12 protein-coding genes are annotated in these 12,503 nt (G+C 40.2%); 7 read left to right on the forward strand and 5 right to left on the reverse strand.

Going from position 1 to position 12,503, the window contains the following annotated elements; all coding sequences use genetic code 11:
* Positions 1–61 precede the first annotated feature (61 nt).
* From CDC37_RS13195 to CDC37_RS13200, 3 genes are all read left to right on the forward strand, one after another.
* Positions 62–1,054 carry an SDR family oxidoreductase gene (locus CDC37_RS13195; RefSeq protein ID WP_096622423.1) on the forward strand — a complete coding sequence of 331 codons (993 nt, stop codon included), beginning with the start codon at positions 62–64 and terminating at the stop codon, positions 1,052–1,054.
* Between the two features lie 365 nt (positions 1,055–1,419).
* Positions 1,420–1,563, forward strand: a complete 144-nt coding sequence (locus tag CDC37_RS24325; protein ID WP_157780742.1) for a hypothetical protein — start codon at positions 1,420–1,422, stop codon at positions 1,561–1,563.
* A 152-nt stretch (positions 1,564–1,715) separates the two neighbouring features.
* Positions 1,716–2,333: a hypothetical protein gene (locus CDC37_RS13200; protein WP_096622425.1), complete on the forward strand. Its 618-nt coding sequence runs from the start codon at positions 1,716–1,718 to the stop codon at positions 2,331–2,333.
* Between the two features lie 435 nt (positions 2,334–2,768).
* Here the strand turns inward: CDC37_RS13200 and petL are convergent, their stop codons facing one another.
* The 3 genes from petL to CDC37_RS13210 all read right to left on the reverse strand — a co-directional run bounded on the left by petL (position 2,769) and on the right by CDC37_RS13210 (position 6,957).
* On the reverse strand, positions 2,769–2,861 hold the full coding sequence (gene petL / locus CDC37_RS24330) for a cytochrome b6-f complex subunit PetL (RefSeq protein WP_442861040.1): 93 nt from the start codon (positions 2,859–2,861) through the stop codon (positions 2,769–2,771).
* Positions 2,862–2,920: 59 nt separating this feature from the next.
* Positions 2,921–4,564, reverse strand: coding sequence for a mechanosensitive ion channel family protein (locus tag CDC37_RS13205; protein ID WP_096622426.1), 1,644 nt, complete (start codon positions 4,562–4,564; stop codon positions 2,921–2,923).
* Between the two features lie 959 nt (positions 4,565–5,523).
* Positions 5,524–6,957 carry an LCP family protein gene (locus CDC37_RS13210; RefSeq protein WP_172892780.1) on the reverse strand — a complete coding sequence of 478 codons (1,434 nt, stop codon included), beginning with the start codon at positions 6,955–6,957 and terminating at the stop codon, positions 5,524–5,526.
* A 102-nt stretch (positions 6,958–7,059) separates the two neighbouring features.
* Here CDC37_RS13210 and CDC37_RS25245 point away from each other — a divergent pair, with 102 nt between their 5' ends.
* Positions 7,060–7,206, forward strand: a complete 147-nt coding sequence (locus tag CDC37_RS25245) for a hypothetical protein (protein WP_231943055.1) — start codon at positions 7,060–7,062, stop codon at positions 7,204–7,206.
* A gap of 549 nt (positions 7,207–7,755) precedes the next feature.
* Here CDC37_RS25245 and CDC37_RS13215 read toward each other — a convergent pair.
* Positions 7,756–8,241, reverse strand: a complete 486-nt coding sequence (locus tag CDC37_RS13215) for a hypothetical protein (protein ID WP_231943056.1) — start codon at positions 8,239–8,241, stop codon at positions 7,756–7,758.
* 106 nt (positions 8,242–8,347) lie between these two features.
* Between CDC37_RS13215 and CDC37_RS13220 the strand changes: the two genes are divergently transcribed.
* Entirely contained in the window at positions 8,348–9,505 is a 1,158-nt protein-coding gene (locus tag CDC37_RS13220; protein WP_096622428.1) for an AI-2E family transporter, read from the forward strand.
* 195 nt (positions 9,506–9,700) lie between these two features.
* On the opposite strand, the gene CDC37_RS13225 is transcribed toward CDC37_RS13220, so the two are convergent.
* Positions 9,701–11,026 (reverse strand): serpin family protein, encoded by a 1,326-nt coding sequence (locus tag CDC37_RS13225; RefSeq protein WP_096626181.1) that lies wholly within the window; start codon positions 11,024–11,026, stop codon positions 9,701–9,703.
* A gap of 515 nt (positions 11,027–11,541) precedes the next feature.
* Here CDC37_RS13225 and CDC37_RS13230 point away from each other — a divergent pair.
* Both CDC37_RS13230 and CDC37_RS13235 read left to right on the forward strand, forming a co-directional pair.
* Positions 11,542–12,204 carry a CHASE4 domain-containing protein gene (locus CDC37_RS13230; protein ID WP_096622429.1) on the forward strand — a complete coding sequence of 221 codons (663 nt, stop codon included), beginning with the start codon at positions 11,542–11,544 and terminating at the stop codon, positions 12,202–12,204.
* Positions 12,186–12,386 (forward strand): PP2C family protein-serine/threonine phosphatase, encoded by a 201-nt coding sequence (locus tag CDC37_RS13235; RefSeq protein WP_231943057.1) that lies wholly within the window; start codon positions 12,186–12,188, stop codon positions 12,384–12,386. Before CDC37_RS13230 ends, CDC37_RS13235 begins: the two co-directional genes overlap by 19 nt.
* The last annotated feature ends 117 nt before the right edge of the window (positions 12,387–12,503 follow it).

Here is a 12,503-nt window from a genome sequence, read left to right on the forward strand (position 1 = left end):
ATAAGTGGTCATCTCTGATAAGATTCTATTAATAAAAGTTTACGATTTGTAAAGAAGCCTCATGAAGATACTAATCATCGGTGCCACAGGCACCTTGGGAAGACAAGTTGTTCGCCGCGCTATCGATGAAGGACATGAGGTTCGTTGCTTGGTCAGGAGTAGGAAAAGGGCAGCTTTTCTTAAGGAATGGGGTGCGGAGTTAGCTGGGGGAGATTTGTGTTACCCTGAAACGGTAGCAGAGGCTTTGGTGGGTGTGGATGCGGTGATTGACGCAGCGACGGCTAGAGCAACGGATTCCTTGAGTATTCGTCAAGTGGATTGGGAAGGGAAGGTTGCTTTAATTCAAGCTGTTCAAGCGGCTAATATTTCCCGATTTATCTTTTTTTCGATTTTAAATGCAGACAAATATCCAGATGTACCGTTAATGGAGATTAAACGGTGTACGGAATTATTTTTAGCTGAATCAGGGATTAATTACACGGTTTTACAATTAGCTGGGTTCATGCAGGGTTTAATTGGTCAGTATGGAATTCCGGTGTTGGAAGGACAACCGGTATGGGTGACTGGAGAATCCTCACCCATTGCCTACATGGATACCCAGGATATTGCTAAATTTGCAATTCGAGCTTTAGAAATTCCGGAAACAGAGAAACGAACTTTTCCAGTAGTAGGAACTAGGGCTTGGAGTGCGGAAGAAATTATTGCTGTATGTGAACGTTTATCCAGAAAAACGGCCAGGGTGACACGAATGCCAATGGGATTATTGAGGTTCATGAGGAGAACTTTACGATTTTTCCAATGGGGTTGGAATGTGTCTGACCGTCTAGCATTCACAGAGGTTTTAGCCAGTGGTAAACCATTAACTGCACCGATGGAAGAGACCTATCAGGTATTTGGTTTTGAAATCGGTGACACCACTACACTGGAAAGTTATTTAGAGGAATATTTCAGCCGAATTATGAAAAAGCTGAAAGAAATAGATTACGAAAAGAATAAAGCTAAGGAGAAAAAGAAAAATAAACGTAGTCCTTTTAAAAAAGCTAATTCTCAGTAAGAATAGGGAGTGGGGAGTGGGGAGTAGGCAGTCGTTTTTTTATGGATAGAGAGTCGGGAGTAGGCAGTAGATTTTTTAAGAATAATGTTGATTATAATCAAGTAATTTTGCCCAAAATCCCAATTCTCACCCTCATATTTTCCACCTGAATTCCAGAGGATGTTCATTACTGACAAGTTAATCTCATTGCCCGCATTTCTCACAAAACCCTAAAACTCACAGGGAGTAGGGAGTAGGGAATAGTGAATAGAAGGAAAATGAATTCGTTACTCAAGGTCTACGACTTACTCGTGAGAAATCCAGGATTGGTCTCTTGTCAATAAGTAATAATGCTTAAAATCTTGTCAACATCTGGATGAATAAACATGATTTTGAAGGATGCGATCGCTAAATTTGCAATGCATAATTTATTCTGGCGCGGACAACTCAGTCCGAAGGTGAATTTAATACTTCTCCTTCACCTCACTTTTAAGGATAATTACGAGTTGACAAAACTATTTTCACCTTAAATTGTCACGAATGGAGGATGTTTTAAAAGTCAATTTTAATACTTAACAAGCTCGTTTTTCGGGATTAGAGACGACCCGTCGGTTCGTCTCCAATCCCACTATAAAGATTTTTCCGCAGACTCTAATTAGAATAGGGGAATTGGAGGAGTCACATGAACCGCCAACCGTTGCTAGATCCAAACCGCTCCTATACTTTTAGCAATTATTTTGAGTTAGGTTTTCCAGTTGATGATTTAGTGGCAGAATTTGGGTACTCATTCGAGCGTAAATTTTTAGATTTACCTCAATATTCAGGTACATTAGACCGACTTCTCGACTTGAAACAGCGAATTGAAGAGGTGCTACCATATGTAGACCTAGAAAACGAGGCTACACGCAGGGAAATTTTAATTGCTCCTATTATTACTGATTTAATTCATTATTCCCGTGCTAAATTACGCATCGAATATACTATTAAAGTAGATAATAAACTTCAAGGAAGTTTAGATTATTACTTGCGTTCTAATACTAATTTAATTGTCATTGAAGCCAAACAAGCGGATATAAATAGGGGATTTACACAACTGGCAACTGAGATGATCGCTTTAGATAAATTTACCGATTCTCACCAAACAGAAATATTGGGGGCAGTCACCACTGGTAATATCTGGCAATTCGGTGTACTATACCGACAAACACAAAGCATTGAACAAGCAATTAATCTTTACCGGGTAACTGATGACCTGGAAACTGTGATGAGAATTTTACTAGCTGGACTTATGGTAAATTAACTTGGCACTACTTTATGGGTTTGCGATCGCGTTTATGCAGATCAACCAGGTCAACCAAGCAGTATAGTATATTTACAATGAGCGATCGCTCGATTAGTTTGAAGTTTATTTTTTAATATAGCCCCGGCGGCAATATACAATATCGTATTTGCAAATTGTCAAGATGTCAATAATCAGTCTTGAAAGTATGATAATTACGTCAGGGGATTGAGAATAGAATCAATAATATTGAGAATATGGTCAGTTTTTTTGTCAATAAGCCGTGAGACTGGGGGAAATGACGTATTTTGAGTTTTTACAGATTAAAAAAACTAATCAATCCCAGAGGAAAACCAACTACTCTACGTTAATGCTCCCATTTAAGAGACAGGGTGACAAACCCCTGTCTATGTAATTTGCGGATTTGTCCAGTTACCAGTTAACGGTTACTGAATACTAGAGAATTTTGGCAGAACGTAAACCGAACAGTAAACCAACTGCGATACCAAAAAAGATGGCAATAAAAACGACGAATAAGAGTATACCCATGATGTTCTCCGCTTTGATGGATGATGAATCTATTTATTATATTGAACCATTTGATTAGCTCAATTTCCATTGGCAACTTCGGAATCTTGGTCGCGGTGGTGCTGATTGTATTGATGGAAATTGGATTTGGACAAACGAACTAACGCAGCTTCAATTTCCGGGGAAAGTCCTAAAGTACCGGAACGGATATGTAAATCTCGTTGGGGGAAGGGTATTTCGATATTGTGTTCTGCTAAGGCTTTAAAGATATCAAAGTACAAATCACTAATGGTGACGAATTGTTTATGGGGTTCGGATGTCCAAATTAACAGTTCAAAATCGAGGGAACTATCTCCAAAGCGTTTAAATAGGATACTAGGAGGAGGGGAAGCCAGAACACTGGGATGGGATTGAACTGCTGCTAACAAGATTTGACGGACGGTTTCGGGGTTAGCGCTATAGCTCACTCCCACGGGGATATGTAAACGGGAAATAGGGTTACGATGACTCCAATTAACAACTTCACTTTCTAAAAAGCGGGAATTGGGAACGATAATAGAAACGTGATCTAGGGTTCTAATTTCCGTACTTCTAGCACCAATCCGTTCCACTGTACCGTTTAATTTCCCAACTTCGATAAAATCTCCAACTTGGATGGGACGCTCGAACACTAATACTAGACCGCTACCGAAGTTTTTGGCAATATCCTGCAAACCAAAACCAACCCCAATACTTAAAGCACTGGCTAAAATCGTCAGGGAACTTAATTCTAGACCCCAAACCTGCAATAGAACTAAGCCACCAATCACGATGAAACTGTATTTTGCGAGGATAGCGATCGCTTCCTGCGCTCCTCGATTAATTCCAGCGGCACTAAGTACACGTGTTCTCAGAATGTTGGTGGCACTACCAGCAACAATCACTAAAGTAAATAGCAAACCTCCTAAAATTAAAAAGTCAATCACCGTATAGGAACGACTACCTAAACTGACAAAGGAGGAGGTAAAACTAGATATTAAAATACTGGTGATTCGATAACTCCACTGACGGGTGTAGGGGAATAAATTGGCAATATACAGAATCGAAACAATCCAGATGCCTAAGCGTGCTGTAATCAACAATAGATGTAAAAGCACTGTTAATCCCCGGACTAAATCAGCACCAGCAAATCTCGCACTGGTTTTATTCAGTTGTTCAATAATTTTTTCTAAAAAACGCCCTCTTAAAAATCCGAGTAACCAGGAAAGTGCAAATGCTAGTAGTATAATCCCAACGGAGACAAGGGTCATGTTACGCAGGTATCCTAGACTTCTTTGGGATTGGGCATTAATTAGGCTGTTTTGAATTTGTCTTCCCCATATTTGCGCTTGAGTTTGAGGGCTATTTTCGTCTTCAATGTCGTTGGGTGTGACAGTTAATAACTGTTGATTATTTAATAGAATCTGTGGCGTTTTTTGGTTTTCTGGAACAGTAACTTCGATTGTTTGGTCAGAACGTACAGCCTGTCTTAATCGATTGTTAACTTCTTGAGCGCGCTCCTTAGCACTTTGATTGCCTGATTCACCAATTTCAAAAATTTGCTGACCATCGATGACAATCGGTGCTTTTTCTTGATTTTCGGCAATTACAGGATTTATATATAATCCCCAACTGAAAATTAAAGCTAGTGTGATTAGAAATACAGTTGAAAATAGGGAAGAAATACGCAAATATCGACAAGACATGGTTAATTGGGGAAATTATCAAGTAAAAAGTGGCGTTGTGGATCAACCTCTGAAAATCATTATAGGTAGTTTTTAAATACTTGATACCACCTTGCCTTCTGTCATGGTAGTTTGAGGATGATAAGATTGCTTCCCTGTAGTTTCAATAACGGATATTACTATCTTTGGTAGCAACAGCAACTTAGTTATATCCAACACACCTCAGCACACTTTTCTTTTGCGGAAATTCCCATGTACCAATAGTTTTGATTTCTGTTCCCTATTTCCTGTTCCCTATTCTCTATTTTTAATTAGCTCACATCTTGCACCAAGAAAAGCTGATGGAAATAAAATACTCAATATAAAGCTCAAAGTATTATTTGAGCGTTAAAAGCAAACAAGAGTACTGTAGCTATATCGTGTATATTTTGAAATTCAACGTATGTATACGTAAAGGTGCAAGATATAAATTAAGGCTTGCTGAAAAGTAGTAAAACTCTTATACTGTAGGCTTCGGAGGGCATTTTAGTTCCAGAAAGTGCAACTAAATAAGTGCATAGAAGCTCAAAAACCTGACATCTGTAGTTTTTTTGGTCTTGTGACAATGGGAATCCGTAGGGCTAAAACTACTCCCTGTACAGACACGACATGTTACGTCTCTCCCTATTTACTATCCTCGCGAATTTTATATCGATTATCTTGTATTTTGCAATAAATGAAACTAGAATAATCAACGGTTACAGCCTCTGATATGTAGCAAGCATTGGCGTAAACGATATAACAGCTAGCGCTTCGCGAACAGCAAACCCTAATTAAAAAAATCCCAGCAAAGCTGGAATTAATTGATGATCGTCAAATTGAGTAGTTTTGAATATATCTATAGCAATCCGATTTAAGAATTGAAAAATAGTGTGCCGTTGACTGAATCATGAAATCATGAATATAACTCCATCAAAAATCTCTCATCTCAATCTAAAAACCTATCGCACAACCGGATCAACCAGATTTTCCCAGAGAGATTTATTTTTTAACCAATCTTGACCGACTTGAATACTAATATCTGAACCAATAGAACCAGTACTGTCGATCCGAACTTCGCCAAAACCTAAAACACCACGCATCGATTCCGCACTTTCTTGATCACCGTATTGAGCGATAATCCGTGTTTCTTCCAAATTCTTACCAATACGTTTTGCCATATACACATTACGGTATCCAGAACGAATTAGTTGATTAACCAATGGCTGAAAATTAATATTATCTTCACCAGTTGCATTTTGAATGGCAACCCGTAAAGACCTTAAATTCACATCTCTGGTCGCAACTGGATTATCAATAGGTAGATCAAAATGTTGTGCCATCATGCGGCGAATTTGATTGCGATAGGGAACCCAGTAACTAGCATCAAACTCTCCTGGTTGACTAAATCGCCCAGGAACCATTAACATTTGCAAGTTAGAGCGATTTGTACGTGCGCCAAACCCTGCTAAAGCGAGGATTTCCTCCACATTTAAATTAGTATCAATATTCTCCTTGACAACATTCAGAATTTGGGGTATCTGGGTAAGAATACCAGGATTAAGAACTTGGTCAATCAGAGCGCGAATCACGATTTGCTGGCGTTGGATTCTACCAATATCCCCATTTTCGTCATGGCGAAACCTTAATAATTGTAGTGCTTTTTCCCCATCTAGATGCTGTTGGCCTTTTTTGAGATCAATGTATAGATGTTGGGAATGGTCATGGTATTTCATATCCTGGGGAACATAGACATCCACCCCCCCCAAAGCATCGATTAATTTCGCTACACCCAACACATTGATGCGTACATAACGGTCGATGGGGACATCTCCCAGCAACTCGCTAACACTCTTAGCTGTTAAAGCTGGACCACCATGAATATTGGTGGAATTAATTTTCACTTTGCCATGTCCTTTGAGATCGATTCTTGTGTCACGAGGAATCGATAACATGGTCATTTTTTTTGTTTCTGGGTTAAAGCGGATCAGTAACATCACATCCGCTAAACCATCAAAGGCATTAACCTGGGGGAAGTAACCCAGTTCCTTGAGGGATTCCGGTGCATTTTGGGTGTCGTGGGGTAAAACGCTCATCCCCATAACTAAAATGTTAACAGGACGGGTTAATTCCGAAAATCGCAATCCTTCACCGGAAATTCTACCTTGTCCAAACACAGCCGCTTCGGATGCGCTGAGATTTGCTTGCATTAAGGGTTGACTAGTAAGTGAAACTGCTAATAAAGCTCCTGCGGTGGCTGAAATCATGGCGATACCACTCATCCCTAGCCAAAACCACAGCCAACGTCCAGGTTTGCCACTCGCGGACTTTTGCTCCTGAAGGTTCACTGTATTAATCGAATTATTTCCTTCTGTGGAAGTTCGTTGAATCGTCACTCTCATCCTCACACTTAATTACAATTTCACATTTCTGTCTGAACAAAGCAGGTCTATCGATTGTGGATTTTAGATTACCCTTCGGGAAGCCACTTCGCGTCTATGGATTTGGGATTACTTCAAAAGTATGCTAGTAAGCATTCTCGAAGATTAAGCGTTACATCTCTGGGGATATGTTTATGGATTGGCTTGATGGACGAATCCATTGTGTTTTTACCTGGTGTGAATGATTGGTCAACCAATATATAATATTTAACTTTTGATTATCAACGCTAAATTTTCTAATAGAGTGTTAAGCAAAACACTTATTGTCGTGTTTTTCCTATTTCTTCTCTTCACCTTTACATTGATCCGGATATGTTTTATTGAAGTATGGCAAGTTTTTTGCTCATTTGACCACTCTTATAAGTAGATACTCTAAATTTTAAATTGCAAATACGTAAATGTACTTAAAATTTCCTGGTTTAAACAATTTTCGTTGCATACACTGATAAAAAAAGGGAGTAGGGAATAGTGGTCTGTCAAGTCGGTTTTCTATGTCATTTGAACACAACCAAGCATAAATAGTTTATTTGTACTCACCAGTCCCGATTCCCTATTTATAAGCGAGTTAAGTAGGTAGGTGCAATTAAACATCAGAGGATGTTTTAAAAGTTGATTTTAAGACTTGAATTATCGTTTTTGGGAGCAGGGAGAGACGCGATATATCGCGTCTCTCCCTGTACAGACGACCCGTCGGGTCGTCTGTACTCCCTGATCTCAACGACAATTTTTACCACCGACCTAGTTAACAGCAATTTATTTACGTTTGGGTTTTTTGGCAAAAATCCGTCGAGAGAGGGGGGTAATTCCCGGTAGACGTTGGGTTTTACCCTTGATTGTGCGGAAGATGAGCCAAATGCTGACCAAAAAATAACCGGATGTGAAGAAGCTATTGAGAATCATTAATCGCAGTTGGGCGAAATGGGAAGTTTCAGCACCTGTTGCCAATAACAAATAGCCGAGAACCCAGGTGAGGGTTAGGGTTGTAGATAAACGGCTGATTGCTATTTGTTCCCTTGTGCCATCGCGACGGTAGAGGGTCCAGAGGGAAGGAAAGACACCGATAATGGGTACAAGGTAAAAGATGAGGCTAAAAAAACTGGAAGTGTTTGGAGAGGATTGGCCAGAGACATTGCTGTTGTGGTGGTAGACTAGATCTAAATACTGGTCATCTGGGGGGATATCCGGTTGCCATTCATGGGTATTTTGGTGGGGATGACCCTGGGGAGAAAAATTTTTCATAGTATTTTGGGAACAATCTTGGTTAAAGTAGAATTTTCTGTACTTTTGTTAGAGATAATAGGCTTAATGGCAGATATATTTTTAGTTGTATCCCGAATGACGGCAGATGCAAACACGTAAGCTCCTTGATTGGTGGCAGACTTTAGCCCCCCTATCCCGATTGATGGCGATCGCACTTTTTGCGCCTTTGTTGGTACTCAATGGTTGGGCTGTTTCGGCAATTTTTGAATATTTCCACTCCTTGATTGTGATTTTGGTGGGAGCGTCGGTGCTGGCGTTTTTGCTGAATTATCCCGTTAGCTGGATGGAACGGCAAGGAGCTAGACGCACCCCTGTTGCTATCTTAGTATTTTTACTGGCATTATCGATTTTATTGGCATTAGGTGTCACCCTATTTCCTTTAGCGTTAACGCAAGCACAGCAATTGGTCGCGCGGATACCGGAATTAATTGATTCTGGACGCTCCCAACTTATGATACTCAATGAAAAAGCCGATAGTATCGGTTTACCAATTAATCTTGATGCCCTGGTTTCCCAAATCAATGATAAAGTCAAGGGACAATTACAAGCGATCGCTGGACAGGTGTTAAATTTGGCGGTAATCACCCTCACCAGTTTGCTGGATTTTCTCTTGACGATGGTATTGACTTTCTATCTACTCCAACATGGGGATGAATTGTGGCAAAGTATCATTGATTGGCTCCCAACTCGATTCCGTGAACCTTTCACAAATACGATTCGCCTCAGTTTCCAGAATTTTTTTATTACCCAGTTAATCGTTTCAACTTGCATGGCTTCAGCTTTAATTCCCACCTTTTTGTGGCTGAAGGTTCCCTTTGGATTGTTGTTTGGCTTAACGATTGGCTTAATGGCTCTGATTCCCTACGGTGGTTCCGTGGGTATTGCTTTAACGACTTCAATTGTGGCTTTACAGGATTTCTCGATGGGAGTGCGGGTTTTAATTGCAGCCGTAATTGTGCAACAAATTCTGGAAAATCTCATTGCTCCCCGGATTCTCGGTAGTTTTACGGGGTTAAATCCAGTGTGGTTGTTAATTTCTGTACTGACTGGAGCGAGAATCGGTGGACTTTTGGGTGTGGTTTTAGCTGTACCTACAGCAGTGGTGATTAAAACGACTTTAAGTGCTTTGCGGGAACGAAATGAAAATGGCGATGAACATCCTGTCTCAGTGGAGATGCAAGCTCCTCCAGAGGCAAAACAACCGGATCTCAAACAGAAGTCTCTAGGAATTTTTGAAGCTTGAGGACAGAGAAGGGGAGTAGGAAAAATCTTCTTTCATCTCCAAGATTAAGTTGCGATACGGCTTTAGCCGTTAAGCTCCGCTTAATCGCCCATCTCTACTTCTAGTGTCAGCAGTACATGTCGGCTACTCCCCAAAAATCGATATTTGAGTATAAACTCGTTTCGGACATAGATTGATTTTTTTACACCGACTGACTTAGGTGGGATTGACGATGGAACCCATAAATAGGATACTTCCTGTTTGATTGTCGCGAATCGCAGTGAAAAATGGCCGATCCACTACCATCTCGAAGGGTGGTTCTTCTTGTACTGCCGAAAGACGGACTATACCGACAGAAGTCACTGCTGCGGCTTCAGTTCCTTCCTCATTCACTTCCACAAAGGTTTTATGTTTGACTTCGCTAATACTTAAATTTTTGCCCATTCCGGAAAAATTGGCTTTGTCAGTAAATGCTTCCCCCATACCCAAGGCAGTGAGTGCATCGTTAAGGTTAACATCATAGTCCATTTTAAATTTAGGTAGACGTACTAGTCCTTGACGTTGGTTAAATTCGCCCATCCATTTTTGCCAGTTTTCCGAGTTCAGGTTTTGCTGCAAAGCAGCTAAACTCGAATTCTCTTTGGGTAAAAAGACGTACATGCTGATTTTCCCGTCTTTACCGTAGGGTAAGCTGACTGCCTGAAATTCAGGGGTTTCATAGTAGCGATATTTACCCCGTTGTGACATCATCGGATGTTGTTTTTGTTGTCCGGAGGGGAGATAAAAGGGTAAATCTGTGGTTTGATTTTTGTCAAATTCCCGAGACCAATTGCCTTTAAAATAAATGGCGTTAATGAGGAATAATGCCTGGTTAGGATGGATTTGTTCAACTATTTTTTCGATTTTTCCTTGGGTATTGTCTTTCACCCAATTGTTAATTTGATTGGTAGCGTCATTAGCTGCAAAGTTCAAATTTGTGACTTTGGCATTATAAAAATCTCGATTTCGTTGGAGAAAATCTGGTTGAAACTGAATGTTTTGATTTGCCCATAATGAATTGGCAATGGTCAGTTTGACTTTTTCATCTGGGTTTGTCAAAAGTTGCGCTAGTTCGGCATTTGTGGAGTTAATTTGCTCCAAACTGAATCCCTGTAACTCCAGTGTTTGAGCCATTTTTTCTTGAGTGGAACCACTTGCACCATTGTAGGTCATCGCCAATGCCATGGCCACACTCGCGGGAGAAACAAAGATATTTTGATTTTGGTCTTGTTTTTGAACTTCTGTAAATAATTTAAACCCAAATTTGGTATTGGCAGCGATAATTTTCGGGTCGGGGGTCATCGGTTGATTAATGCGTGGTACTTCTGTGCGGGGTGAAGGGGATTCTGCGATCGCCCGTTCGGAGTTGCTGCTAATCTGGGAACAACCTAGTACGCCGATCAACATCACACTTGCAGCCGCTAAGACGTATCTTCTACCCAACTGTACACCATAGCGCCGTTGTAAAAAAATTTCTCGTGCTGTGTTTGATTGATATTTCATCACACCACCTGAACTCTCTTGTTTTGATGTTAAATATGGCATAGTTTGGATGCAGAACTAATGGCGGTTACAGTTTTAGCAACAACTAAATTGATTAGCCAACAGTATTTGATGAATATACTACATTTATGGGTCGAATTACAAAGAAGTATGTCTCCAATAAGTTGTTTTTTTGACTAATTTATGTTCACTCCAGGGTTGATTTATTTCCTATATTTTATTTTCAAAAATAAAAAAATGACGTGGGTGGAAAAAATACTCACCGTACTTAGGAAGCAAAGAAGAAAATTTTTCACCCGTTCTGATTTGTGTGGTATGTGACTGAATAAACCCAGGGGTAGTAGGAACAGGGGAAGAAAATAGCTTATTCCCACTCCCTATTTTCTCGCGAGTGGGAATCGATAAAATTATTTTTCCAGAAAAAATAAGTATTTTTACGGAGCCAAAAAATCGTTGAATCAAGACTTTTTTCGGGAATCCTAGATTGAGAGTATTTGTGAAGAAGTGACTAAATTATGAAATTAAGGCAAAAAACCTTACTCATTGTTAATGCTACCCTTGCTAGTTTAATCGGGGTTTTGTATGTCGCATCCTCTAGTATTTTAATTGGGAGTATTCGTACAGCCGAGGAAAATGAAGCTCAACAAACCATTAAAGGGGTGCAAAACCTCTTAACTCAAACCCAAGAAAATTTTCGCGATCGCTTTGCGGATTGGTCTGCTTGGGATGACACCTATCGCTTTATCCGCGATCGCAATCAAGATTATGTACAAGCGAATCTCGTCCCTTCCACTTTAGCGAATCTCAAAATCAATACAATTGTATTTGTCAATCAGTCGGGAAGGATTATCTATGGGACTGGATTTGATCAAGGGACGAAAACCGAAACTCCGATTCCCCAAGCTTTAGCATCTCGACTTGCAAATCCACAGGATTTACTTCTACAGCGTCCGGATTTAACAACCAAGCAAACCGGGATTGTCATGTCACCGTCAGCACCAATTTTAATCACTTCCCAACCGATTGTCACTAGTGATATCCAAGGTCCGGTACGTGGTTCGTTGATTGTCGGACGGAATCTGGATGCAACTCAAATTCAACGCTTAGTAGTTTTATTGACCAGCAACAAATTCAACTATTTGCTGGGGATGGAATTGTATTGTATACTGATGGGTTAACGGAAGCGGAAAATCAAGCTCATCAGCATTATGGTATAGATAGATTATCAAAAATTGTGCGTATGTATTGGCATCGTCGTGCTGAAGAAATTAAAAACGCTGTAATTGATGATTTACATCGGTTTATTGGTAAACGTCCTTTGGATGATGATGTGACATTGTTAGTGATTAAGCAGCAGTAAGTGTCATTGCAAGTGCAACGTAGACGTGCAGCGGCTTCTTGCAAAGTAGCAATTGCAAAATCCATCACTCAGAACGAGTCTATCGATTGCTGAAGGTCGTACTCCCAATGCAGTGAC

This window comes from Calothrix sp. NIES-3974 (genome assembly GCF_002368395.1).
Taxonomy (GTDB): Bacteria; Cyanobacteriota; Cyanobacteriia; order Cyanobacteriales; family Nostocaceae; genus NIES-3974.

Bases quoted from the DNA above. Each gene is read 5' to 3' on its own strand.
- CDC37_RS13195 (WP_096622423.1), top strand. From the start codon at position 62: ATGAAGATACTAATCATCGGTGCCACAGGCACCTTGGGAAGACAAGTT.
- CDC37_RS24325 (WP_157780742.1), top strand. From the start codon at position 1,420: ATGATTTTGAAGGATGCGATCGCTAAATTTGCAATGCATAATTTATTC.
- CDC37_RS13200 (WP_096622425.1), top strand. From the start codon at position 1,716: ATGAACCGCCAACCGTTGCTAGATCCAAACCGCTCCTATACTTTTAGC.
- petL (WP_442861040.1), bottom strand. From the start codon at position 2,861: ATGGGTATACTCTTATTCGTCGTTTTTATTGCCATCTTTTTTGGTATC.
- CDC37_RS13205 (WP_096622426.1), bottom strand. From the start codon at position 4,564: ATGTCTTGTCGATATTTGCGTATTTCTTCCCTATTTTCAACTGTATTT.
- CDC37_RS25245 (WP_231943055.1), top strand. From the start codon at position 7,060: ATGGATTTGGGATTACTTCAAAAGTATGCTAGTAAGCATTCTCGAAGA.
- CDC37_RS13215 (WP_231943056.1), bottom strand. From the start codon at position 8,241: ATGAAAAATTTTTCTCCCCAGGGTCATCCCCACCAAAATACCCATGAA.
- CDC37_RS13220 (WP_096622428.1), top strand. From the start codon at position 8,348: ATGCAAACACGTAAGCTCCTTGATTGGTGGCAGACTTTAGCCCCCCTA.
- CDC37_RS13225 (WP_096626181.1), bottom strand. From the start codon at position 11,026: ATGAAATATCAATCAAACACAGCACGAGAAATTTTTTTACAACGGCGC.
- CDC37_RS13230 (WP_096622429.1), top strand. From the start codon at position 11,542: ATGAAATTAAGGCAAAAAACCTTACTCATTGTTAATGCTACCCTTGCT.